Raw genomic sequence first — 22,836 nt, forward strand, 5'->3', positions numbered from 1 at the left:
AATTATTTCGAATGTCTTTTTTGTAACACTTCAATTACCCGCTGCAAATTATGCCCTTTGGCGTTAAGCAAAAGCAAATAGTGAAACAGCAGGTCGGCCGCTTCTTCCAAAAACAATTCATCATTCTCGTCTTTCGCTTCAATCACCAATTCCACAGCCTCTTCTCCCACCTTCTGCGCCACTTTATTAATACCCTTTGCAAAGAGCCTTGCCACATAAGATTCGTCCGGCGAAGCCTGCTTGCGAAGGCGAATAATGTCTTCAAGATACAATAAAAAATCATTGCTGTGGTTGCGTTCACTCCAGCAGGTGTCTGCGCCGGTATGGCATACAGGCCCCAGAGGATGCGCTTTGATCAGTAATGTATCGTTGTCGCAGTCCACCGCAATGCTTTTGAGTTCGAGAAAATTGCCGCTCTCTTCGCCCTTGGTCCACAAACGTTGTTTACTGCGACTGTAAAAAGTTACTTTGCCCTGCCGCTCTGTTTCTTTCAGCGCTTCTTCATTCATGAAGCCCAGCATCAACACTTTGTTGGTGGAATAATCCTGTACAATGGCGGGAACGAGTCCGTCGGCGTATTTCGAAAAATCTATTTTCATGTTGCTTTGTTTCAGATGCGCACTACAATGCCTTGTTGGTGCAAATATGTTTTCAAATCGGGTATCGCAATTTCTTTAAAATGAAAAATACTGGCTGCCAGGGCCGCATCGGCTTTTCCTTTGTTGAACACCTCCACGAAATGCGGCATGGTGCCGCCTCCTCCTGAGGCAATCACCGGCACCGGCAATTCTGTGGCCAAAGTTCCGGTAATATCCAATGCAAAACCCTGTTTAGTGCCATCGTGGTTCATGGATGTGAGTAATATTTCTCCAGCACCCAAATCCACTGCCTGGCGGGCCCAGTCGAGACAACGGGTATCTGTTTTCACCCTTCCTCCGTTGAGGTACACATACCATTCTCCATCAGCCTCCTGTTTGGTATCGATGGCCAGCACTACGCACTGGCTGCCGAATTCGCGGGCCAGGTCGTGCACCAATGCAGGTTTCTTAAAAGCCGCGGTGTTGACCGATATTTTATCGGCGCCATTCTGCAACAGCACCTGCACATCTTCCACACTGCCGATGCCGCCTCCTACTGTAAAGGGTATATTGATATGATGCGAGATACGGTTGACCAGTTCACTCAGGGTCTTTCTTTTTTCGTTGGTGGCTGTGATGTCGAGGAACACCAGTTCATCGGCACCTTGTTGCGCATACAAAGCGCCCAATTCAACGGGGTCACCGGCATCGCGGATATTTTCAAAATTGATGCCTTTAACGGTTCTGCCGTCTTTGATATCGAGGCAGGGTATGATTCTTTTGGTCAGCATATTTTTTTCAGATCATTCAGTGATATCCTGTTTTCATAGATCGCTTTCCCTACAATGGCGCCCGAGCAACCGATCTCCTGCAAAGCATACAGATCATCCAGTGAGCTCACACCGCCGCTGGCAATGAAATGCAGCGAAGGGAATTGTTCAATGATGTGCTTGTACAACACGGTTGAAGGACCTTCCAGTTTGCCGTCCTTACTTACATCGGTGCAGAACAGTTGTGTAATGCCATGCGATTGGTATTTCGATATAAAATCGTAGATACCGATCTCTGTTGTTTCCAGCCAACCGCCCACAGCAATCTTTTCATCTTTCACATCTGCGCCTAACAAGAATTTGTCAGCTCCATATTGTTGCAACCATTGCACAAACAATGACTCATTTTTAACGGCGAGGCTTCCAATGGTAGCCAATGCTGCACCCGATTCAAAAATGATCTGCAGGTCTTCTTCTTTTTTGATGCCGCCGCCAAAGTCGATCACCATAGAGGTATTACCGGCAATCGTTTCCAGCACTTTCCAGTTCTTCACCGCGCCGGCTTTGGCTCCGTCCAGATCAACCAGGTGCAGCCGTTGCAGGCCGGCATCTTCAAACTGTTTCGCTACCTCCAGCGGGTTCTCATTGTAAATAGTCTTTTGTCCGTAATCGCCCTGTGTAAGCCGAACGCACTTTCCATCGATGATATCTATTGCGGGAATGATCTGCATGAAAGCTTAGTGAATTAACGTGATGAAATTTTTGAGTATCTGCTCCCCTACTGCGGCACTTTTCTCCGGGTGGAATTGTGTACCATAAAAATTATCCTTGTGTAAAGCAGAACTGTAAGGTTGCACATAATCGGTGGTAGCAATCGTATGCTTGCCTAATGCTGCATAATATCCATGTACAAAATAACAGTAACTGTTCTGCGGCACCTGTGTAAACAAAGGCGTTTGCAGGTCGTAAATATTGTTCCAGCCTATCTGCGGCACTTTTACAGTGGCATCTCCCAATCCTTTGAACCACTTGACTTCTTCATCAAAAATGCCCAGGCAATCTGTGTTGTTCTCTTCAGAATACTTACACATCAATTGCATTCCCAGGCAAATGCCCAACACCGGCTGTTTCAGGTTACGGATCACTGCATCCAGTTTCCGTTCTTTCAGGTACCCCATGGCCGAACTGGCTTCTCCCACGCCGGGAAAGATCACTTTATCGGCCGATTGTATGGCTTCTATATCATCTGTAACCAATGCTTCTGCGCCTATCCTTTCCAAAGCATATCGAACCGACTGTATATTGCCTGCGTTGTATTTGATAACGACTAAATTCATGTGTTCCTGCTTTACGATAATACCGTAGATAAAAATTCTTTTGTTGAAACAGCCAGGTCCTTTGTTTTCTCCAATGCTTTGATAAATGCCGTTCCGATGATTGCGCCGTTGGTGTACTTAGACGCTGCCAGGAAAGTTTCCTTGTCTTTTACGCCAAACCCCACCAACACGGGGTTATTCAGTTTCATATTTTGCAAACGCTTCAGGTACACTTCCACGGCGGTAAAGTCTTTATCCTTGCCCGTGGTGGCGGAAGAACTTACTGCATAAATAAATCCGCTGCTCAGCGTATCCAGTTTGCGCACCCTGGCTTCACTTGTTTCGGGTGTTACCAGGAAAATAAAATCGAGGCCATATTTTTTTATGATCGCGCCATATTCTGTTTCGAATTCGTATTCGGGTAAATCGGGCAGTATCAATCCGTCAACACCCACCTCTTTCGCATCTGCACAAAATCTTTCAAATCCGTATTGCAATACCGGGTTCATATATCCCATCAGTATCACCGGCACCTGTATTTCTTTCCTAAGGTCTTTCAGTTGCTCGAACAGGATGGCCATGGTCATCCCATTCGCCAATGCTACTGTACTGCTGGCCTGTATTATAGGGCCATCGGCCAGCGGATCGCTGTAAGGCATACCCAACTCTACCAGATCGGCTCCGTTATCCTGCAAGGCTTTTACCACTTGCAGGGTACTATCCAGTTGCGGGTATCCTGCCGTGCAATACACATTCAATACCTGCTTTTGTTTTTTATCAAATAATTCTTTGATCCTGCTCATAATTAAAAGATTGCTTAACGCTTAATGCTCAACGCTGAACGCTAAACGCTAAAAAATAGTCTTATTTGCGTTCTGCGTTCTGCGTTTTGCGTTCCGCGTTCTGCGTTCCGCGTTAAGCGTTTGATTTATAATTTCATATTGTTCATATAAGTAGCCAAATCCTTATCTCCTCTTCCACTCAGGCAAAGCACTATCTTATCTGTAGGTTTCAGTTTCAGTTGCTTCAATGCAGCAAATGCATGCGCTGTTTCCAGTGCAGGGATGATACCTTCTGTTTTAGTTACATGGAATGCAGCTTCCAACGCCTCTTCATCGGTAGCACTCAGGAACAATCCTCGTTTGCTATCGAATAAATTGGCGTGCAAGGGGCCGATGCCGGGATAGTCGAGTCCCGCTGAAATGCTGTGTGGCTCTACTACCTGACCGTCTTCCGTTTGCATTACCAGGCTTTTGCTGCCATGCAATACACCCGGCTTACCCAACTGCGTAGTGGCGGCCGACATACCGCTGTTCACCCCATGCCCCGCCGCTTCCACCGCTACCAGTTGCACGGAGGGTTCGTCGAGGAAATGATAGAAAGCCCCGGCTGCATTGCTGCCGCCGCCTACACAGGCAATCACATGTGTGGGCAATTCCGATCCGGTAGCTTCTTTCAGCTGCCACCTGGTTTCTTCGCTGATCACACTCTGAAAACGCGCTACCATATCGGGATAAGGATGTGGCCCCACTACACTGCCAATAATATAATGCGTGTCTGTTGGATTATTGATCCAGTCGCGTATGGCTTCGTTGGTGGCGTCTTTCAATGTTTTACTGCCACTGGTAGCTGGGATCACTTCTGCGCCCAGCATTTTCATTCGTGCTACATTGGGCGCCTGCCGTTCGATGTCTTTCTCGCCCATGTACACAATGCATTGCATTCCTTTCAAGGCACATACAGTAGCGGTGGCCACTCCATGCTGACCGGCCCCTGTTTCAGCAATGATCCTGGTTTTACCCAACCTGCGTGCCAGTAATATCTGGCCAACAGTATTATTGATCTTGTGTGCACCGGTATGACAAAGATCTTCGCGCTTGAGATAAAGTGAAGCATTGAGCTCTTTGCTCAAACGCGTAGCCAGGAACAAAGGCGTGGGCCTTCCCACATAATCTTTCAGCAATTGTCTGAACTCCTGCTGAAAAGTTTTTTCTTCCATGATCTCCAGGTACCTTGTCCGCAGTTCTTCTACATTGCGATACAGCATTTCCGGTATATACGCCCCACCGAATTTTCCATAATAGCCCTGTTCATTGGGTTGTTGGTATGTGATTGTTGTACTCATGTTCTTTTAAATCTGTTTAACTGCCGTTACAAATGGTCTGAGCTTATTCATGTCTTTGACACCGGGCGAAATTTCGAACCTGCTGTTCACATCAATGGAAAACAGGTCTTTGGCAACAGGCTCGGCAGCAAATGATTTCAACAGGTCTGTGTCTTCCGGCTGTATGCCCCCACTCAGGAAAAAAGGTTTGCCAATGTTCAGTCCTTTGAGCACACTCCAGTCGAATTTTTTACCGGTTCCTCCATACCCTGCGCCTTCGGTATCGAAAAGGAACATATCTGCTACATCCTGGTAGTCTTTGATCTTCCACAAGATATTATCGTCTTCACGCAGGCGGAATGCTTTGATCACGCCTACATAGTCGGCGACCTTTTCGCAATAACGGGGTGTTTCATCGCCATGCAGTTGCACGAGATAGAGGCCGCAGTCGTCTACCGTTTGCAATACTTCTTCTATGGGTGCATTCACAAACACGCCCACTTTGTTGATCTGCCCCCTGATCTTTTTGATCTCGGCCCTGGGCATGGAACGAAAAACATAGCGGGGCGATTTTGGATAGAAAATAAATCCGCCAAATTCCACGCCCATTTCATCGAGCTGCAATACCTGTTCGGCACTTGTCATGCCACAAACTTTAATGCGCATGTTGTTTTGCTTTTAGTTGATTAACGAAATCAGTAAAAGCAATCGAAGGGTTGGCCTGTTTCATAAAATTTTCTCCTATCAGGAATCCTTTGAATCCAGCCTGTTGTAAAGTTACGATAGTATCTACATCGCTGATGCCGCTTTCGGCAACAGCCGGTTTGGTATGTGGTATCTGCTCTATCAACTGCAGGGAAGTACGGATATCTACCTCAAAGGTTTTGAGGTTGCGGTTGTTCACACCCACCATATCTACCAGACCGGTAATATGTTCCAGTTCCGCTTCATTGTGTATTTCCAGTAATACTTCCAGCCCCAAACCCTTTGCGCAAGCCGCCAGGTCCCTCACTTCTGCCGGTGTAAGGCAGGCTGCTATCAGCAAGATCACATCGGCGCCCATGGCTTTGGCTTCATACACCTGGTATTCGTCGATCATAAAATCTTTCCGCAGGATGGGCACCTGGTTTACGCGGGCAGCTTCCAGGTCTGCCGTAACGCCGCCAAAAAACTGTGTATCGGTCAAAACCGATAATCCCGATGCCGCCGTTGCATAAGCGCTGGTGACCGCCAACACATCTGCCTTATCATTGATAATGCCCTTGGAAGGCGATTTTCTTTTGAACTCGGCAATGATACCGGTGCGGGTTTCATCGGACAAAAAATGGCAGAGCGATAAAGTAGGCCGGGCAAAAAAAGGTTGCTTCTCCAACTGCGCGAGTGAAGTAACTGCTTTCCTTTCCGCCACTTCTTTTTGTTTCTGTGCGATGATGGTATCCAGTATATTCATGCTCATTGCAGTTTGATCAGGGTTTGTAAAGATTGATGGGCTTTGCCGCTTTCCAGGCTTTCAATAGCAGCTTCATAAGCCTGTTCATAGTTCTTGTATGCACCTGTACAATGCAATGCCATGGCTGCATTGGCCAGCACTACGGCATTCTGCGCCCAGCTACCTTCTCCTTTGATGATTTTGGTAAACAGCTTGGCCGCTTCTTCTACCGTATTACCACCGAATATGTCTTCGGCTGCTACCATGCGTTTACCCAGTTGCTCGGGTGTCATGATGCGCTCGCCGGTATTGGTGATCACTTTGGTATCGTTGGTCAGTGATATCTCATCATACCCATCGAGACTGTGGATGATGGTGAATGCCTTGCCTGTTTCCTGCAAGAGGTAATTGTAAATGCGCGCCATTTCCAGGTTGTACACGCCTACCAGTTGAAAATCGGGCGCGGCAGGATTTACCATGGGGCCCAGCATGTTGAAGAATGTGCGGATGCCCAGGTTTTTACGAATAGGGCCTGCCGCCTTCAATGCCGGGTGAAACATGGGCGCGTGCAGGAAACAAATATTCGCCGCCTCGATTTCTTTTTTCAATTGCGCCGTATCGTTCTTGAATTGGTAACCCAGTTGCTCCATCACATTCGATGCACCGCTGACGCTGGAAGCGCCGTAGTTACCGTGCTTGGCCACTTTCTGACCGGCGCCGGCCACAATGAAACAAGCCAGTGTGGAGATATTGAATGTGTTCTTACCATCGCCACCTGTTCCTACGATATCGATCACTTTATAACCGTCGAGGTTTACTTTCACGCAAAGCTCCAGCAATGCATCGGTAAAGCCCTGCAACTCTTCAATGGTAATGCTGCGCATGAGGAATACCGTAACAAAGGCGGTCACCTCGCTTTCATTGTACTGACCTGAAGATATCTGCAACAGCACTTCCTTTGCCTTGCTGCGGGAAAGCGTTTTATGTTCGAATAAATATTGAAGTATTTTTTTCATACACGTGATAGTTGATTAAATGATGCACCGGCCTATTACTGATGCAGCCAGTTGTACAATATTTTTTCTCCCTGTGGCGTCAAAACACTTTCCGGGTGGAACTGTACCCCTTGCACATCGTAGGTCTTATGCTGCAAACCCATGATATAATTGTGTTCATCACGCGCGGTGATCTCCAGCTCTGCGGGAAAACCATCATCACTCACCACCCAGCTGTGGTAACGGCCCACTTTGAGGTTTTTATCCAACCCACTGAATATTTTATCGGTATGGTTCAGTTGAATATCGGTGGCTACACCATGGTACACGGTAGACAGGTTTACCAGCTTCGCTCCGAACGCTTCGCCGATGGCCTGGTGCCCGAGACAAACACCCAGGATAGATTTGCTGGATGCGTAGCCTTTGATCAGGGGCAACAACAACCCTGCTTCGGAAGGAATACCCGGGCCGGGAGACAGGATGATCTTATCGTAATCTTTCACTTTTTCCAATGCGATCTCATCGTTCCTGAATACATCTACTTTCTGGTGCAATATCTTTTCTACCAGGTGCACCAGGTTGTAGGTGAATGAATCGTAATTATCGAAGACTAATATTTTCATGTCGCTGTATTAGATGGTGGCGGCTATTTCAATAGCTGTTTTCAATGCGTTGAGTTTATTATTTACTTCCTGTAATTCGCTTTCCGGGTTGGATGCGGCTACAATGCCCGCGCCCGCCTGGTAAACCAGGGTATTGTTGCGACTGAGGAAAGTCCTGATCATGATGGCGTGATTACAACTGCCGTCAAAACCCATGAACCCTATGGCGCCGCCGTAATAGCTGCGTGCTGTGGGTTCATAACCGTCTATCAGTTCCATGGCCCTGAACTTGGGTGCGCCGCTCAATGTGCCGGCAGGAAATGTTTTGGCCAGTAACACGAAGGGGTTTTGTCCGGCCGGTACTTTACCGGTTACTTCACTCACCAGGTGTATGACGTGACTGTAATAATGCACCTGGCGGTATTGGCTTACCGTTACGTTGTCACAAACACGACTGAGGTCATTGCGTGCCAGGTCTACCAACATCACGTGTTCTGCATTTTCTTTGGCATCTTCCAACAGCCTGGCAGCAGCCTGCTGATCGATCTCATCATCACCGGTGCGTTTGAAAGTGCCGGCGATCGGGTGCACGATGGCTTTTCCGTTTTTGATCACCAATTGCGATTCGGGTGAAGAGCCCATCAGTTTATAATCGCCGTAGTCGAAGAAGAACAGGTAGGGTGAAGGGTTAACGCTTCTCAATGCGCGATACACATTGAACTCATCGCCACTGAATTGTTGTTCAAACTTCCTGCTCAATACAATCTGGAATACATCTCCGCGCAAACAACTCTGTATGCCTTTCCGCACCATCTGGCGATAGTCTTCATCGGTCATGTTGGAAGATTCCGCACCTTTCACGCGGAACGGATACACCGGCACATCCTTGCTGCGTATCAGGGATTCTACTGCATTCAGGTCGCTTTCTATACCTGGTATCTTGTTCTCACAGATGAACAATTCATCTTTGAAATGGTTGAAGGCAATCACATACTGGTACAAGCGGTAACGCATCAGCGGAATGGCCGGCTGGTTGGTTTCGCGGTCTTTCAGTTGAATGGTATCGAAGAATTGCACCGAGTCAAAAGTGGCATAACCGAATAATCCTTGTGAGAATTTGGCTTCTTTTTGTTCTGAAGGTTTTACATCGAAGCGTTGCATGAAATCCCACAGTTGAACCGGTACCTGTGAAGCATCGGAGAACACTATCCTTTCAGGCTTCTGTGCGGGCAATTTGAACTCGATGCTTTGTTTGTTGCTGATCTCCATGCCTGCAATGGCATTGATGCAGATAAACGAGTAACTGTTCTCTGCCGCATGGTGATCGGTGCTCTCCAACAATACCGTATCGCGGAAACGGTCACGCACCCGCAGGTAGATGCCTACCGGTGTGAATACATCGGCCAGCATTTTCTTGCAAGTGGTTTCTAAACTGATCTTTTTCATGTAACGCTGTTGCTTTTGGCGATAAAAAAAGCCCCGACAAATTCTGTCGGGGCGCTGAAAATATATTTCATAAAGTATTGGCTATGCCATTACAATCCCCGAACGGAGTTTGAATGCCACCACCAATGTTTATTTGTTATTTGTTTCATTACGTGTGCAAATATGGGCCAGAATCCTGTTTCCTCCAAATTTTATTTTACCTCCCTGATCAGCAACAACCAGCCTTTTTGTTTTGCAACCGGCAGTTGACTGTTGGCCTGGAATACCTGGTGTTGCTGCAATCCCTTGATCTCGGGGGCTTCAATGACGGCCCTGGCGGGATTGATACCCAGTTTGGTCCAGTTGATCTTCAACCCTGTTTCCGTATCGGCAGTTGCCCAACTGGCCAGGCTTACCAATGCAGTATGCGGTTGCTTATACACGGTAGCCATCACCTGCGGGTTAGTAGCGGATACCGGACAATTCCTGCTCCAATAGCCAATCATCTCCGATCCTTTCATACCAAAATCATCCCATAATTTCCAGAGGGGACGAGGATCGGCGTTATCGCTCCATGGCATCCGGTTGGTCATGCCATAGATCATTCCGCGCCACGGATTACCACCGTCCTGCAACATTTCTCCCATCAATCCAAACGGAATACCGCTTACTTCTGTGAGGAAGAAATCGGGTGAATTCTTTTCATAATCAAAATACTCACCAAACCACAAACGGTTGAGGTAAGGAAAATGCTCCATATACAAGTTGGCGCTGTTATTAAAACCATCGTTCTTGTTGTATTGGTTAGCAGAGTGCAGATCGATGATACCGGGATGTGCATCCTGCGTCAATACCCTTTTGATGCGTTTCATGGTGATCCTGTCGAATGCCACGTCATCGAGATAAATACCATCGATACCTACATTTTTAGTAAGCCAGTTCATGCCTTCCACATAATAGTTGTGCCAGCGGTTCATACCACTGTTCACAATGGCGGCATCTTTGATCTCCGGCACAAACCAGGCGGCGATATAATCGCTGTCTACATGTTCCTGTAACCAACTGAAACCTCCGCCCTTGCCGGGTGAATACACTTCGTGTCCCAGGCTTCGCAATGCAAAAGTTTCATAAGCATGGTTAGATAATTCCCTTACCGTATTGTAGATCTTTACTTTCAATCCTTTCCGGTGCGCTTCATCGATATATGCTTTCATCTTCCGGTGCTCAATAAAAGGATAATTGATCCAGGGGTTGATGGGCGTAGCGTGGTGTATATTGACAACCGTGGCACCTGTATTTTTAATGGTATCGAGGTTTTCGTATTTGTGATAAAAGCGTGTACTCCACTGAAAATCTGTATTGATGGGATGGAATGGCGTGATGAGCAGATTGAAATTATAATACAGTGTTTCTCCTTTCTTCAACAGGCGGCTGCCACTGTAATTGTTCACCCATACTGTTTGTTTGTCTTCGGTGATGCGAATGCCCCCCTTGCCTTCATTGCCCCATGATACCGGCAGCAGTAGAGGTTTTTGTAAATAGAAGTTTGTGTTCAACGGACGAACATAATGTTCATCACGCAAAGAGAACTGCATACCTGCATTCACAGAACCGATCCAGGCGCCATCCTGGTTTTTGGTGGCTACTTCCCATTTCCAGTCAACTGTGGCAGGTCTCTTTTCACCTTTCAATCCCAATCCCATGATGTAGTCCGCAGCGGCATGCTCATAGGGTATCAGCAGTTGTATATCGGCCAGGTTCATATCCTGCAAAGCAGTGAGCGCTACTGTATACGATGCAAAGCCATCGAACTCGAGACTGCCCCTTACATCCATTTGCAGGGCTTTACCGAAAAGAGACCTGCTTTGCCATTGCACGGTACCCTCTGCCTTGTGGGTGTATTGCAAGCCCTGTTGTTTCCATCGACCTGTATCATTATTGCTTGTACGCACCAGCAGTTGCATGGGGGCGCTTAATATATTTTTAGGCTGATGAGAAAAGCTCGTCATTTCTTCTGTAAAAAAAGTTTGTACGCCTGCCGGGAGTCCATCTTCTTTCAATATCAATTTTCTGCCTAAAAAGTTGATCGTTTTTCCTGCTACTTTCAATGGTGTATACGGTGCAATGACTTTATTTTCCTGCGCCAGGGTAGAGTTCAGCCATTTCAGTCTTGTCTGTTTCCAGGGTTCATTCTCTCCGCCATTCACTGCCACTTGATTAGTAACCGTTATGGTGATATTGATTGTTTCGGCTGGAATGCCCGCTGCTTTCACTACTGCTTTTCCTTTATAAGTACCAGCTATGGTATTCACAGGCACATCAATCCCACACCAAAGCGCCTGTATGGTTTTTGAAGGCACATCCACTTCTTTGGAGATGGCTTTCGCATCATATCCTGTTCCCTCCGTGTTGATGCAATTCATGGTCTTCGAACTGATCTTATACCCGTCTGCACTTGTAAGATCTGAAAATTCCACTTGCACTTTGTGCAGTGATCGCAACGCATATACACCCAGTTGGTACGCATAGTATTCACCTTTCAGCGCAGTGCCGTTGAATGTGAATCCTACGCCTTTTTGTATCCATCGATAAGGAAGATCGTGCTGCATCCTGATGGAATATTCTCTGTCTTCCGGAAAGACCAGCAAAGCTTTGCCTGCATGTGCATCTGTCAATTGCTTGGTTTCCGCGGCAGTAGCAATTACTTCCATCGGATAAAAACTATTGAACGCATCGATGGATTGTATTTCTTTTGCTGTTGCATTGGGCTGCAAAGTCGCGGTATTAAAGGAAGCCAGCCATCCGGCCGATGCCGTTGTCTCGGGTTTTAAATAAGTGCCCCGAGGATAATTGCTCCTGCCTTCATTCTTATAAGGCATGTAATAGATGTAATAATTCCCCTTGCCCAATACGGGTTCAAAAACGATCTCGCCCGATTCCCTGTTCAGGCTCAACACGCTTACATTGTTGATCTTTTGTTGTGTTTGCGCATCCTGTACGATGATCCTTTTCAGCTGTGGTTGTACATCCCTTCTTCTCCAGTTGATTTTTACCCGGGCTACATTGCCCGTATCTTCAAAAGATACCAGCACTCGGTGATTACCCAGTGAATCCGGATTCCAGCAATTATCGCAATTTGTGTACTTAAGCTCCTGCGCCATCAGGTGTCCTGTGGCAAGCATCGCGCATAAAACCAATATTTTCTTCATGCACTAAAAATAACACTATTAGCGGCCTTTCAAGGTCTTTGGAGGACACAATCGTTTGTTCATTTTTCGTTATAATTAAAAAATTACAAGCCCTCTATTCAAAAAGCCTGCCTTGGATTTCCTTCATTGGATAAAATACTCCAATGATCACAAAAGGGTTTAAAGCTCTTCTTACATGCCATTCTTTTGTTGTTCCAACAAATAAGTGTATATCATTATTTGTAGCGAAATCATTGAAATACCTTTCTTTCACCTTTTGCAGGGCTATTGTTTCCTGGTCCGCTCCATCAGATGTCTTCATTTTCTTTGCATCCCGCAAACAATTCCAGTACAGTTGGCCGATCTCCCAATCTTCTATCATCAGCCGGCGCATCTTTCCAGTTAAGTCAGTGAATTTATAAAAGAATTTGTAAGGGACTTTAGGTATCATCTTTTGCGGATCAATTTTACCATCATCAAACAAGTCTATTTGTTTCCGTATTTCCACCCATTCGTCTTTCCATTCCCGTTCATCTTCTTCCCATTCAAATCCTGTAATGGCCGCTGGTTTAAAAGTTGCCAAAGACATGTTCTTTGGAGCCCTTGAGTCTTCTATCAGATTTTCGAAACTTGTATATACATTTTTAAGACAATACTCTTTTCGTTTCAGCCAATTGCCATTCGTGTTCAAGCGTGGCTCGTGAATCAGGATATCCCGGAAATCATAGTATTTAGGTGAATGACTTTCCGGCCTGAAGTCATCTATTCTCTTATTCAAATCCAATTCTATCCATGTATATTTCATGGTTTTCATCTTACCCGATTGTTTCAAGTCCATCAGGAAACTTAGTGGCACCGGGTAAATACGTATCCAACTACCATCTTCCAGCACGCCTGCTGTGCAAACTAATTCATCATAACTTCTGGATGGTAAAGGATAGGTTGTAACAGTAAGCAGGATTTTCAGTCTCGGCATTTACAGATGGATTAGTTCGTAATTCCATTCTGGCAATCGTGCAATGGCTTCGGCCAGGTGTTTGCGGTGGCACTGGCGTATATTAGCTTCAAAACAAGTCAATGCAATACGTTCCTTTTCCATCAAAAGCTTCAATATCTTTTCCTGAACAGGGATAGTTTGAGGCAATGTTTCTTTTCGGTACCTGGTGAATAACCGGTCATAATCTGCCTGGCAGGCTAGTGTTTGCCTTTGCTCAGATACAATGCCCACTTCCGGGAAATGTATATATTGAATACCCACACTGTCACAGGCATTCATCAATTGGCTCTTTGTAAAGCCATATTTCATACTCAAGGGATTGTTCCTTGTGTCTATCAATACCCGCACATCTTTCCCGATCAGCTTATTAAGGTACTGTTCCAACGAAATACCTTCGTATCCGATCGTGTAAAGTACTGTCCGGGAATTTACGGGCTTATAATCAGCAACCCGCTTTAGTTCCTCAGTATTCAGGTATCTATCTGCTATCTCACTGTGGATAGCAAAATAAGGGTAATGGGTGTAGGTATATCGTATCAGGTCTTTATAATCCTTTTTCCCATGTAGCAAATGAAGCTGCGCTAATGCAGCCCGGTCTTTTTCTTTCAACAGGCTTATATAATCAACGGGGCATGCCTTTTCTATCCCCTTATTACTTACTCTCACCTGTCCGTACTTTTGCATTGTTGCAATGTCTGCAGTAGCTTGAAAAGAATAGCAGCCATATTTATAAGGCACAAAGTGATAGTCAGGTTTATCCTGTTTTTGCGCCAAAAGCAGTAAAAGCTTTTGTAGCTGGGTTTTGCCCAAGCTCCCCTCAAAGCTTTGTAAGAGCCCTAATATAATCTTACGCCGGTAAAACATACCGTAAAGATATACAGGAAAGAAAGAATCTGTTAGCGTATTTATACTCTAACAAGGGCATCCTTTTATAATACGCCTTTGGTAGAAGGCAGGTAGTTGGACAAAGGATCGCGCTTCACCGCCATCTTAATGGCTTTGGCAAATGCTTTGAAGATGGCTTCTATCTTGTGATGTTCATTATCTCCTTTACATTCAATATTCAGGTTGCATTTGGCTGCATCGCTGAATGATTTGAAGAAATGGAAGAACATTTCAGTAGGCATCTCTCCTATTTTCTCTCTTTTGAATTCGGCATTCCAAACGATCCAGTTGCGTCCGCCGAAATCGATCAGCACTTTGGCTTCCGCTTCATCCATTGGCAAAGCAAAACCATAGCGTTCCATGCCTCGTTTATCTATGAGCGCTTTGGCAAACGCTTCGCCCAGGGCAATGCCCGTGTCTTCGATGGTGTGGTGCTCGTCTATGTGCAGGTCGCCTTTTGTTACAATGGTCATATCCATTTTACCGTGCCTGGCTATCTGGTCGAGCATGTGGTCAAAGAATCCCAGGCCCGTATGGATATCCGCTTTGCCGCTTCCATCGAGGTTCAGCTCTACATGTATTTTCGTTTCGTTGGTGTTGCGATCGTGTACTACTTTTCGCTGACCCAGTTTCAGGAACTCATAAATGGCCGGCCAATTATCTGTTTCCAGCGCAATGGTTGCCCGCAGATCGGTTTCCTGCTCAGGCGTAAGCTCATGCAAAGGAGAGCGCAGGTAAATGGCTTTGCATCCCAGGTTCTTTGCCAGTTGTATATCACTCCAGCGATCGCCTATCACATATGAATTGGGCAGGTCGTATTGTTCGTTGTTGAAGAAATGCTGCAGCAATCCTGTGCCCGGCTTGCGTGTGGGTTTATTCTCACCGGCAAAGGTTTTGTCGATATGCATTTCATCAAACACAAATCCCTCTCCTTCCAGCGTACGTACCATGAGGTTATGATAGGGATGAAAATCCGATTCAGGATATGAATCTGTTCCCAATCCATCCTGGTTGGTGATCATCACTTTATAAAAATCCAGTTCTGCCGCGATGCGCGATAAAGCTGTGATCACACCCGGTAAGAATGTTGTTTTTTCTATACTGTCTACCTGAAAATCTGTAGGTGGTTCCTGTAACACTACGCCATCCCTGTCTATGAACAAAACCCTTTTCATATATTGTTGATTACTGATTTATTTTACCTGTATATTATTCTATAAATAGTGCCTTTCAGATCGTCTGTTACGTACAATGAACCATCCGGCCCCTGTGCCAATCCGCATGGCCGGTGCTGCGCACCATGCGCGGCATCTACCGTAGCTACTCCTGAAAAACCATCGGCGAATATTTCCCATTTGCCCGTTGGTTTTCCGTTCTCAAAAGGCACAAACACTACAAAATATCCGGCCTGTGGCAAAGGTGCACGGTTCCACGATCCGTGAAACGCAATGAATGCGCCATTCTTATACCGCGCAGGGAACTGGTTTCCTGTATAGAACAGCAATCCGTTGGGTGCGAGGTGTCCGGGAAAAGCCATAGCAGGGTCAATGGCATCCTGTCCGCCTTCTTTTTTACCATCTCCTCCGTACTCCGGCGCCATTATTTTTTTGTGTTGTAACTGATCGTAATAGATATATGGCCATCCCGCATTATCGCCCTTCTTCAACGCGTACATACATTCTGCCGGCAATTCTGCACTGGCTTTGTCATCGTATAACTCAGGAAACAAATCGTGTAACTGGTCGCGGCCATGCTGCATTACAAAAAGCTGGTTCAATTGGGTGTTCCAATCGAGTCCCACTACGTTGCGCAGACCGGTAGCATATTTTATTCCTTCTGGATAAGATTGATTGAGTTTATCGGCACTGAACTGCCAGATGCCGCCGGCTTTCTCCAAAATCGGACAGGGCATCATGCCTTTGGATCCCTTGGTCCTGTCCTGCTCCTGGCAGGAGTTGGAATAGGCGCCGATGTTCACATAAATATTACCTGCGTCATCCAGTGTAATGGATTTGGAGGAATGCTGCCCCTTGCTGATGAGCCCCGTGATGATTTTCTCAGGTTGATCAGGATTCGTCACTTCTCCTTTATCGTTCAACTTGTAACGGAATACTTCTTCGTCTGAAGAAGCATAGAGGTAATTTTTTTTGATTGCAATACCCGTTCCTCCGTAATTGCCAAAGCCGGTGGTTTCTTCTGCTCTGCCATCTCCATTAGTGTCGCGCAAACGCAATATGCCTTTGCCACCCACTGGTGCAGAAAGCTTCACATAGATATCTCCCTGTGGCGTAACCACAATATGGCGCGGACTGCCCGTATTCTCAGCCACTTTCAGCGCGCTAAAGCCCGGCTGTAACCGGAGGCCTGCATTGCTGGAATCGGGTTTCACTGCGGCAGTCTCTGTTGCTTTGTTCTTGCCTTGTCCGCATGACCACAGCACAACAGCAAGCACTGCAAAAGCCAGGATAGATGCTAACTTTTTCATACCATTGAATTTGAGCATGAAATTACTCATTTTGTCTGCAATGCAAACCAATCCTGCATGGCATCTACCAATACCGTATTCTCCTGTTCGGTTCCAACGGTAATGCGCAGGCAATCTTCACAGAGTTTCACATTGCTGCGATCGCGCAACACGATGCCTTTGGTGAGCAGGAATTCATACACTTTCCTGGCATCTTTTATTTTCACCAGGATGAAATTGGCATCGGAGGGATATACTTTCTCCACGGTAGGCATGGATTCAAAAACGCCTGCCAGGGCGCCGCGCATGTCTACCAGTATTTTGATCATATCGTTCACCTGGCCTACTTCTTCCAGCGCCTGCAATACCAGTTCCTGCGTTGCCTGCCCGATATTATACGGTGGTTTTACTTTGTTCATCAACTCAATAATAGCTGTTGAAGCAAAAGCCATTCCCAGGCGAAGTCCGGCTAGCCCCCATGCTTTGCTCAGCGTTTGCAGCACCACGAGGTTGGGGTATTCTTCCAGTTCCTGTACGAGCGATTTTTGTTTCGCAAAATTGATATAAGCTTCATCTACTACTACGATACCGTTGAAATTGTTCAGCACTGTTTCTATATCGGCACGGTTCAGGGAATTGCCTGTAGGGTTATTGGGTGAGCAAAGCCAGATCAGCTTGGTGTGTTCGTTTACCAGGTTTTCCAGGTGTACCAGGTCAAGCTGAAAGTCTTCGAGCAAAGTGGCTTTGCGTACTTCCACGTCGTTGATGTTAGCGCTCACTTCATACATGCCATAAGTAGGCGGACAAATGATCACATTATCTTTTCCCGGTTCGCAGAAACAGCGGAACAGGAGGTCGATGCATTCGTCGCTGCCGTTGCCCAGGAAAATATGTTCGGAAGCTATGCCTTTGATCGCGCTCAGTTTTTGTTTGATCAGGTGCTGGTGCGGATCGGGATAACGGTTATACCATTTGATCAGCGGCGACCCGAGACTGTTTTCATTGGCGTCTAAAAATACTTTAGCTTCTCCGCTGAATTCATCGCGGGCAGAAGAGTAAGGAGTCAGTTTTTTTATGTTAGTCCTGGTAATCGAGTCGAGATTGAACATGTTTATTGTTTTAATCGTATCGTGACGGCATTTTTGTGCGCATCGAGTCCTTCTGCCGCCGCCATCAGTTCTACGGTATTGCCGATGGCCTGTAATCCTTCTTTAGATAATTTCTGGTAGGTGATCTTCTTCACAAAAGAATCAAGACTCACACCACTGTACGCTTTGGCAAAGCCATTGGTAGGCAGGGTATGATTGGTGCCGCTGGCATAGTCGCCCGCGCTTTCGGGTGAATAATTTCCCAGAAAGACAGAACCTGCATTGGTGATCCTTTCAGCTATCGCTTCTTCCTGATCACAGGCAATGATGAGGTGTTCTGCCGCGTATTCATTCACCAGTGCGATGGCTTCGTTGATGTCTTTCACCACAATGGCTTTGCTGTTGCGCAGTGCCGCGGAGGCCATGGTTTTCCTGGGCAAGTTCTTCAGCTGGCATTCGAGTTCTTTGTTCACTTTTTTTACCAGTGATTCTTCCGTTGTTACCAGCAATACCTGGCTGTCGGCGCCATGCTCTGCCTGGCTCAGCAGGTCGGCGGCCACAAAAGCGGCATTGGCAGTGCCATCGGCCAGCACGCATACTTCACTGGGGCCTGCGGGCATATCAATGGCCACTCCTTCCTGTTGTACCATTTGCTTGGCGCAGGTAACGTATTGGTTGCCCGGTCCGAATATCTTGTATACCTGCGGCACTGTTTCGGTGCCGTAAGCCATCGCAGCAATTGCCTGCACGCCTCCTATCCTGAATATCCTGGAAACGCCCGTAAGCTGCGCTGCATATAGTATGGCCGGGTTGAGCTTACCATCTTTGCCCGGAGGAGAACAGAGAATGATTTCCTTACATCCAGCCATTTTCGCCGGTATGGCCAGCATTAAGATAGTAGAGAACAACGGCGCTGAGCCACCGGGTATGTAAAGCCCTACTTTTTCAATGCCCACGTTTTTTCTCCAGCATTGGATACCCGGCATGGTTTCTACAATTTCCACCCCATTCAGTTGCTTTTCATGGAAGCACCTGATATTGGAAGTCGCTTGTTCTATAGCGTTCTTGAGGGCATCGGGAATGAGCGAGGCAGCCGCTTCAATTTCTGCGGCGGCCACCTGGAAATCTTCCAGGTTCACTTCATCGAACTGACGGGTGAATTGCCTCACCGCTTTATCACCATCCTGCTTCACTACATCCAGTACGCTTCTAACCTTTTGGTGTAATTCAGCGGTGTCGAAAACGGGTCTTTGTAAAAGCATATCCCAGTCTTTCCGGGAGGGTTGAGTAACAATATTCATGATCATACACTATATTAAGTTTCTGTTAAACCACCATCTTCTCAATAGGCACCACCAGTATTCCTTGCGCACCGGCCGCTTTCAACTGTTCAATGATATCCCAGAACTGGTTTTCATTGAGTACGCTGTGAACGCTGCTCCAGCCTTCTTCAGCGAGGGGCAGTACGGTGGGACTTTTCATTCCCGGTAACAGCGATATAATTTCTTTCAGCTTCTCATTGGGTGCATTGAGCAACACATATTTGTTGTTCTTTGCCTTCTTTACTGCCTGTATCCTAAACAACAATCGGTCCAATAATTGCTGTTTCTCGGGAGCGAGACCTTGATTTTTAATTAAAACTGCCTGTGATTGCAGGATGGTTTCCACTTCTTTCAATCCGTTCATAAACAGGGTAGATCCGCTGCTTACCAGGTCGCAGATGGCATCGGCCAATCCTATACCGGGGGCGATCTCCACGCTGCCGCTGATCTCGTGTATCTCTGCTTCGATGCCTTTTTCTTTCAGGAAACGGGATACGATCACCGGGTAGCTGGTGGCGATCTTTTTACCTGCCAGGTACTGTGCTCCCGGGTAATCTTCGTTCCGGTGTACGGCAATACTGAGGCGGCATTTACCGAAGCCCAGCTCGTGGGCTACCGCTACTTTTTTTGCTTTTTCATACACTACGTTCTCTCCTACAAATCCGATATCAGCTACCGCATCTTCCACGTATTGCGGGATATCATCGTCGCGCAGGAAATACACTTCCAACGGGAAGTTGCTGGCATCAGCTTTCAGTTTGTTTACACCGTTACTGACGTCGATACCGCATTCTTTGAGGAGCCGCATGGAATCATCGTGCAGACGGCCGCTTTTCTGGATCGCTAATTTCAGCTTCATAGTATTGCTTTAATGCTTTAAATGACAAAGGGCCTACCTTCCGGTAAGCCCTTCAATGTTTTATCTGTACACACAAAACACCAACAGCCTACCCTTTGGGTAAGTAATGATGATGGTGGATATGTGCGAATAATTTCATAATCGGGCACGAAGGTAGTGACTGAGTAGCGTATCTCAAAATTTATTTCGTCCCGTCATCCCGAACAACGTCACCCTGAGCGAACGAAGTGAGTCGAAGGGGCAGTCGAGGGATCTCATGAAGTTTTCGGCAGGTCCCTCGACTCACTTCGTTCGCTCGGGATGACGATTATTTTTTATGTATCTTTAATGAAAATCGCTAAAATATGAAAGCAAACATTGGCATTACCGATAAGAATTTGCAGGCGGTAGCATTGATGCTGAACAAGATACTGGCCGATGAATATGTATTGTACACCAAAGTGCGTAATTACCACTGGAACATAGAGGGCAGCAACTTTATGGAAATGCATAAGTTTTATGAAGACATGTACAATGGCATTGATGAGCTCATCGATGAAATTGCAGAAAGGGTTCGCAAACTGGGACATTATTCCGAAGGCAGGCTGAAAGATTTTCTCAAACTGACAAACCTTACTGAAGAAGCGTATTCAAGCGAGCAGAAAAAACAGTTACAGAATTTGCTGAACGATCACGAGACATTGGCCCGCAACCTGCGAAATGACATCAATGCATGCAGTGATAAATACAAAGACCTGGGTACTGCCGATTTTCTTACCGGTCTGTTGAAGCAACACGAGACATGGGCCTGGTTTGTGAGAAGTTATCTCAAATAATTATTCAGCTTAGGGCAAACAATACGCCCCATCCTGTACAGGCATCCCAACCGGGGGTAGCCACATAACCTTTGGCGCCCGTGACTGTTTTATTGTCGCCCAATACAATATCACGGTATTGATAAGCGCTTTTGGCACTGTATAATTTAGGATGTATAAAACCCACGGGTTTGCCTTTCTGTTCATTGATCCTTGCGATCAATCCTGCCATCAGGGGAGCTACAGCGCTGGTACCGCCGATCACCAGGTCTTGCCCGTCTACACGCACGCGATAACCGGTTCCCGGATCGGCATTAGCGGCAATATCTGGCACGCCTCTTCCGGCAAAATTATTGTTCAATGATACGGGTACATTAATAGGATCCTGGTAATTGGGCTTGGGGAAAAACTCACTCACGCCACCTCCTGTAGCGCCGCCATCGATATTGTGCCAAACAATTTCTGATTCCACTTTTTTATCTTTTGTTGTGAGTGTAGTACCTCCGCAGCCCAATACAAAAGGGCTGGAAGCGGGAAAATCTACATGCACTTTCCCATCCTGTTCTCCATCGGCCGAGCCATTATCGCCTGCTGCAGCGCATACGGTTACGCCCAGCATGGCTGCGGCCTGGAAGGCTTCGTTAAAGGCTTTAAGCGATTGCTCGGTCCAGTTCTTTTCCGAAGCGCCCCAACTGATGGAAAGAATAGTAGGATTGTGTGTTGTATCGTGAATAGCCGTTTGTATGGCATTGAAAAAACCTTTGTCTGTATTAGGTGCGAAATAAACCACAATCGCAGCATCCGGTGCAATAGCAGCCGCCACTTCAATATCGAGCATCACTTCAGCATCGGCGCTATCGGCTGTAGTGGGCGCATTCGCTCCGCCATCTACCAATACTTCTACCACCTTGGGAATGGGTAATTTCAATTGTTTGAAATAGGTATTGATGTCTTCGATGCGGTAGCCACCACCTAATTCTATAATGGCGATGCTTTGTCCCGCTCCTGTTCCTTTTTTTGGAAACCCGTAGATGTCGGATAACTGGTTGGGATAAAAACTACCGGGCAAAGCGCTGTGCGCGATGAACTGTCCGTCTTTTTTTGCAATACGGTATTTGGGGGCGGCGGCGGGACGATCATCGAGTCCGAATACCGCTTCTACTACCGGCAACAGTTGTTCGGGTAAATGGATATTACCTATTCTTCCACGGAACACAATACCTTCTGCATTACAACAGGTAGAAAGTTGTACCCGGAAAGCCCTTTCAAATGCATCCACTGTTCCCTGCAAATGAATGAGTCTTTGTTCGGGCAATTCTTCTATTATATTTAATCCGAAATGCCCGGCAAAAGCTTCTACCAGTTGAATATCGGCTTCACTTGCATGGAATTGGGCGGCGAATTGTTCACGGGTTTTGATGGCGGCGCGGACCTTGTAGCTACCGGGATCTTTCTCGTAACGTAAGAGGAGGGTTACGCTGATGGGCATACGCGGATCCAGGTCGCCTAAACGGGTGGCGTTATTTGTTTCGCGGTAGCTACCTTCCAATGGAAAGTATGCTGCCTTATTAAAATCGATAGCAGACATTGTATCTTTTTCAATAGCACTGCAATTATTGTGCAAAAAAAAGGTTTAAGTCGCGCCAATAAATATTTCACAGTTATCTTTTTTATCGTATTTTTCATATGATTATAGTGATTTGCGCCGTTAAATGATCTATTTGCCAATAAAACCAATCCAATAAACTTCATTTATCAACCCCTTAAAACAAACAATCCTATGATCTGGCATTTAATTTTAGGCGGAGTAGCCGGCTTTTTGGCCGGCAAAGTAATGAGTGGTGGCGGTTACGGCGTTTTAGTTGACATTATTCTTGGCATCGCGGGCGGCTGGCTCGGCGGTTGGCTGGGCGAAAAATTAGGTATCCATTTAGGTGGAAGCATCGGGTACCTGGTTACTGCATTTGTGGGGGCCATCATTTTGGTGTGGGCTGGAAGGATGATTAAAAAAGTGGCATAA

At 46.5% G+C, this 22,836-nt stretch carries 22 protein-coding genes; 2 read left to right on the forward strand and 20 right to left on the reverse strand.

The features are described from left to right. Positions 1-2: 2 nt before the first annotated feature. The 19 genes from hisIE to hisG form a co-directional block, all read right to left on the reverse strand. Positions 3-599 (reverse strand): bifunctional phosphoribosyl-AMP cyclohydrolase/phosphoribosyl-ATP diphosphatase HisIE, encoded by a 597-nt coding sequence (hisIE, locus tag BLU98_RS15775; protein ID WP_092726616.1) that lies wholly within the window; start codon positions 597-599, stop codon positions 3-5. An 11-nt stretch (positions 600-610) separates the two neighbouring features. Next, complete coding sequence (hisF, locus tag BLU98_RS15780; RefSeq protein WP_092726620.1) at positions 611-1,369, reverse strand: imidazole glycerol phosphate synthase subunit HisF; 759 nt, start codon at positions 1,367-1,369, stop codon at positions 611-613. After that, complete coding sequence (gene hisA, locus BLU98_RS15785) at positions 1,363-2,079, reverse strand: 1-(5-phosphoribosyl)-5-[(5-phosphoribosylamino)methylideneamino]imidazole-4-carboxamide isomerase (RefSeq protein ID WP_092726622.1); 717 nt, start codon at positions 2,077-2,079, stop codon at positions 1,363-1,365. Before hisA ends, hisF begins: the two co-directional genes overlap by 7 nt. A gap of 6 nt (positions 2,080-2,085) precedes the next feature. Further along, positions 2,086-2,685, reverse strand: a complete 600-nt coding sequence (gene hisH, locus BLU98_RS15790; RefSeq protein ID WP_092726624.1) for an imidazole glycerol phosphate synthase subunit HisH — start codon at positions 2,683-2,685, stop codon at positions 2,086-2,088. A gap of 11 nt (positions 2,686-2,696) precedes the next feature. Then, entirely contained in the window at positions 2,697-3,467 is a 771-nt protein-coding gene (gene trpA / locus BLU98_RS15795) for a tryptophan synthase subunit alpha (RefSeq protein WP_092726626.1), read from the reverse strand. A gap of 125 nt (positions 3,468-3,592) precedes the next feature. Then, complete coding sequence (gene trpB, locus BLU98_RS15800) at positions 3,593-4,789, reverse strand: tryptophan synthase subunit beta (protein ID WP_092726629.1); 1,197 nt, start codon at positions 4,787-4,789, stop codon at positions 3,593-3,595. Positions 4,790-4,795: 6 nt separating this feature from the next. After that, complete coding sequence (locus BLU98_RS15805) at positions 4,796-5,413, reverse strand: phosphoribosylanthranilate isomerase (RefSeq protein ID WP_257575053.1); 618 nt, start codon at positions 5,411-5,413, stop codon at positions 4,796-4,798. 10 nt (positions 5,414-5,423) lie between these two features. Beyond that, entirely contained in the window at positions 5,424-6,224 is an 801-nt protein-coding gene (trpC, locus tag BLU98_RS15810; RefSeq protein WP_257575054.1) for an indole-3-glycerol phosphate synthase TrpC, read from the reverse strand. After that, positions 6,221-7,213, reverse strand: coding sequence for an anthranilate phosphoribosyltransferase (gene trpD / locus BLU98_RS15815; protein WP_092726634.1), 993 nt, complete (start codon positions 7,211-7,213; stop codon positions 6,221-6,223). Before trpD ends, trpC begins: the two co-directional genes overlap by 4 nt. Before the next feature lie 35 nt (positions 7,214-7,248). Then, a complete protein-coding gene (locus BLU98_RS15820; RefSeq protein WP_092726636.1) occupies positions 7,249-7,815 on the reverse strand; it encodes an anthranilate synthase component II in 567 nt (188 codons plus the stop codon). A gap of 9 nt (positions 7,816-7,824) precedes the next feature. Continuing rightward, the gene (locus tag BLU98_RS15825; RefSeq protein WP_092726638.1) at positions 7,825-9,240 is read right to left on the reverse strand and encodes an anthranilate synthase component I family protein; all 1,416 of its coding nucleotides are present in this window, start codon (positions 9,238-9,240) and stop codon (positions 7,825-7,827) included. Positions 9,241-9,431: 191 nt separating this feature from the next. Next, the gene (locus tag BLU98_RS15830; RefSeq protein ID WP_257575055.1) at positions 9,432-12,428 is read right to left on the reverse strand and encodes a glycoside hydrolase domain-containing protein; all 2,997 of its coding nucleotides are present in this window, start codon (positions 12,426-12,428) and stop codon (positions 9,432-9,434) included. A gap of 94 nt (positions 12,429-12,522) precedes the next feature. Continuing rightward, on the reverse strand, positions 12,523-13,383 hold the full coding sequence (locus BLU98_RS15835; RefSeq protein ID WP_092726644.1) for a DUF8758 domain-containing protein: 861 nt from the start codon (positions 13,381-13,383) through the stop codon (positions 12,523-12,525). Beyond that, positions 13,384-14,088 carry a DUF488 domain-containing protein gene (locus BLU98_RS15840; protein WP_257575056.1) on the reverse strand — a complete coding sequence of 235 codons (705 nt, stop codon included), beginning with the start codon at positions 14,086-14,088 and terminating at the stop codon, positions 13,384-13,386. Positions 14,089-14,333: 245 nt separating this feature from the next. Then, positions 14,334-15,464, reverse strand: a complete 1,131-nt coding sequence (gene hisB / locus BLU98_RS15845) for a bifunctional histidinol-phosphatase/imidazoleglycerol-phosphate dehydratase HisB (protein ID WP_092726649.1) — start codon at positions 15,462-15,464, stop codon at positions 14,334-14,336. 23 nt (positions 15,465-15,487) lie between these two features. Further along, entirely contained in the window at positions 15,488-16,774 is a 1,287-nt protein-coding gene (locus tag BLU98_RS15850; protein ID WP_092726685.1) for a PQQ-dependent sugar dehydrogenase, read from the reverse strand. 26 nt (positions 16,775-16,800) lie between these two features. Further along, the gene (hisC, locus tag BLU98_RS15855) at positions 16,801-17,862 is read right to left on the reverse strand and encodes a histidinol-phosphate transaminase (RefSeq protein WP_092726652.1); all 1,062 of its coding nucleotides are present in this window, start codon (positions 17,860-17,862) and stop codon (positions 16,801-16,803) included. A gap of 2 nt (positions 17,863-17,864) precedes the next feature. Continuing rightward, the gene (gene hisD, locus BLU98_RS15860) at positions 17,865-19,148 is read right to left on the reverse strand and encodes a histidinol dehydrogenase (protein WP_307777220.1); all 1,284 of its coding nucleotides are present in this window, start codon (positions 19,146-19,148) and stop codon (positions 17,865-17,867) included. A 19-nt stretch (positions 19,149-19,167) separates the two neighbouring features. Beyond that, the gene (hisG, locus tag BLU98_RS15865; RefSeq protein WP_092726657.1) at positions 19,168-20,022 is read right to left on the reverse strand and encodes an ATP phosphoribosyltransferase; all 855 of its coding nucleotides are present in this window, start codon (positions 20,020-20,022) and stop codon (positions 19,168-19,170) included. A gap of 344 nt (positions 20,023-20,366) precedes the next feature. On the opposite strand from hisG, the gene BLU98_RS15870 reads away from it, so the two are divergent. After that, positions 20,367-20,837, forward strand: a complete 471-nt coding sequence (locus BLU98_RS15870; RefSeq protein WP_092726659.1) for a Dps family protein — start codon at positions 20,367-20,369, stop codon at positions 20,835-20,837. Positions 20,838-20,841: 4 nt separating this feature from the next. Here BLU98_RS15870 and BLU98_RS15875 read toward each other — a convergent pair whose 3' ends face one another. After that, positions 20,842-22,404, reverse strand: coding sequence for a S53 family peptidase (locus BLU98_RS15875; RefSeq protein ID WP_092726661.1), 1,563 nt, complete (start codon positions 22,402-22,404; stop codon positions 20,842-20,844). Between the two features lie 192 nt (positions 22,405-22,596). Here BLU98_RS15875 and BLU98_RS15880 point away from each other — a divergent pair, with 192 nt between their 5' ends. Then, positions 22,597-22,836, forward strand: coding sequence for a GlsB/YeaQ/YmgE family stress response membrane protein (locus BLU98_RS15880; protein ID WP_092726663.1), 240 nt, complete (start codon positions 22,597-22,599; stop codon positions 22,834-22,836).

It is taken from the genome of Hydrobacter penzbergensis, from assembly GCF_900106985.1.
Classification (GTDB): domain Bacteria; phylum Bacteroidota; class Bacteroidia; order Chitinophagales; family Chitinophagaceae; genus Sediminibacterium; species Sediminibacterium magnilacihabitans.

Excerpts from the sequence above, each read along its gene's own strand:
- hisIE (WP_092726616.1), bottom strand. The coding sequence starts at position 599 with ATGAAAATAGATTTTTCGAAATACGCCGACGGACTCGTTCCCGCCATT.
- hisF (WP_092726620.1), bottom strand. The coding sequence starts at position 1,369 with ATGCTGACCAAAAGAATCATACCCTGCCTCGATATCAAAGACGGCAGA.
- hisA (WP_092726622.1), bottom strand. The coding sequence starts at position 2,079 with ATGCAGATCATTCCCGCAATAGATATCATCGATGGAAAGTGCGTTCGG.
- hisH (WP_092726624.1), bottom strand. The coding sequence starts at position 2,685 with ATGAATTTAGTCGTTATCAAATACAACGCAGGCAATATACAGTCGGTT.
- trpA (WP_092726626.1), bottom strand. The coding sequence starts at position 3,467 with ATGAGCAGGATCAAAGAATTATTTGATAAAAAACAAAAGCAGGTATTG.
- trpB (WP_092726629.1), bottom strand. The coding sequence starts at position 4,789 with ATGAGTACAACAATCACATACCAACAACCCAATGAACAGGGCTATTAT.
- BLU98_RS15805 (WP_257575053.1), bottom strand. The coding sequence starts at position 5,413 with ATGACAAGTGCCGAACAGGTATTGCAGCTCGATGAAATGGGCGTGGAA.
- trpC (WP_257575054.1), bottom strand. The coding sequence starts at position 6,224 with ATGAGCATGAATATACTGGATACCATCATCGCACAGAAACAAAAAGAA.
- trpD (WP_092726634.1), bottom strand. The coding sequence starts at position 7,213 with ATGAAAAAAATACTTCAATATTTATTCGAACATAAAACGCTTTCCCGC.
- BLU98_RS15820 (WP_092726636.1), bottom strand. The coding sequence starts at position 7,815 with ATGAAAATATTAGTCTTCGATAATTACGATTCATTCACCTACAACCTG.
- BLU98_RS15825 (WP_092726638.1), bottom strand. The coding sequence starts at position 9,240 with ATGAAAAAGATCAGTTTAGAAACCACTTGCAAGAAAATGCTGGCCGAT.
- BLU98_RS15830 (WP_257575055.1), bottom strand. The coding sequence starts at position 12,428 with ATGAAGAAAATATTGGTTTTATGCGCGATGCTTGCCACAGGACACCTG.
- BLU98_RS15835 (WP_092726644.1), bottom strand. The coding sequence starts at position 13,383 with ATGCCGAGACTGAAAATCCTGCTTACTGTTACAACCTATCCTTTACCA.
- BLU98_RS15840 (WP_257575056.1), bottom strand. The coding sequence starts at position 14,088 with ATGCAAAAGTACGGACAGGTGAGAGTAAGTAATAAGGGGATAGAAAAG.
- hisB (WP_092726649.1), bottom strand. The coding sequence starts at position 15,464 with ATGAAAAGGGTTTTGTTCATAGACAGGGATGGCGTAGTGTTACAGGAA.
- BLU98_RS15850 (WP_092726685.1), bottom strand. The coding sequence starts at position 16,774 with ATGAAAAAGTTAGCATCTATCCTGGCTTTTGCAGTGCTTGCTGTTGTG.
- hisC (WP_092726652.1), bottom strand. The coding sequence starts at position 17,862 with ATGTTCAATCTCGACTCGATTACCAGGACTAACATAAAAAAACTGACT.
- hisD (WP_307777220.1), bottom strand. The coding sequence starts at position 19,148 with ATGATCATGAATATTGTTACTCAACCCTCCCGGAAAGACTGGGATATG.
- hisG (WP_092726657.1), bottom strand. The coding sequence starts at position 20,022 with ATGAAGCTGAAATTAGCGATCCAGAAAAGCGGCCGTCTGCACGATGAT.
- BLU98_RS15870 (WP_092726659.1), top strand. The coding sequence starts at position 20,367 with ATGAAAGCAAACATTGGCATTACCGATAAGAATTTGCAGGCGGTAGCA.
- BLU98_RS15875 (WP_092726661.1), bottom strand. The coding sequence starts at position 22,404 with ATGTCTGCTATCGATTTTAATAAGGCAGCATACTTTCCATTGGAAGGT.
- BLU98_RS15880 (WP_092726663.1), top strand. The coding sequence starts at position 22,597 with ATGATCTGGCATTTAATTTTAGGCGGAGTAGCCGGCTTTTTGGCCGGC.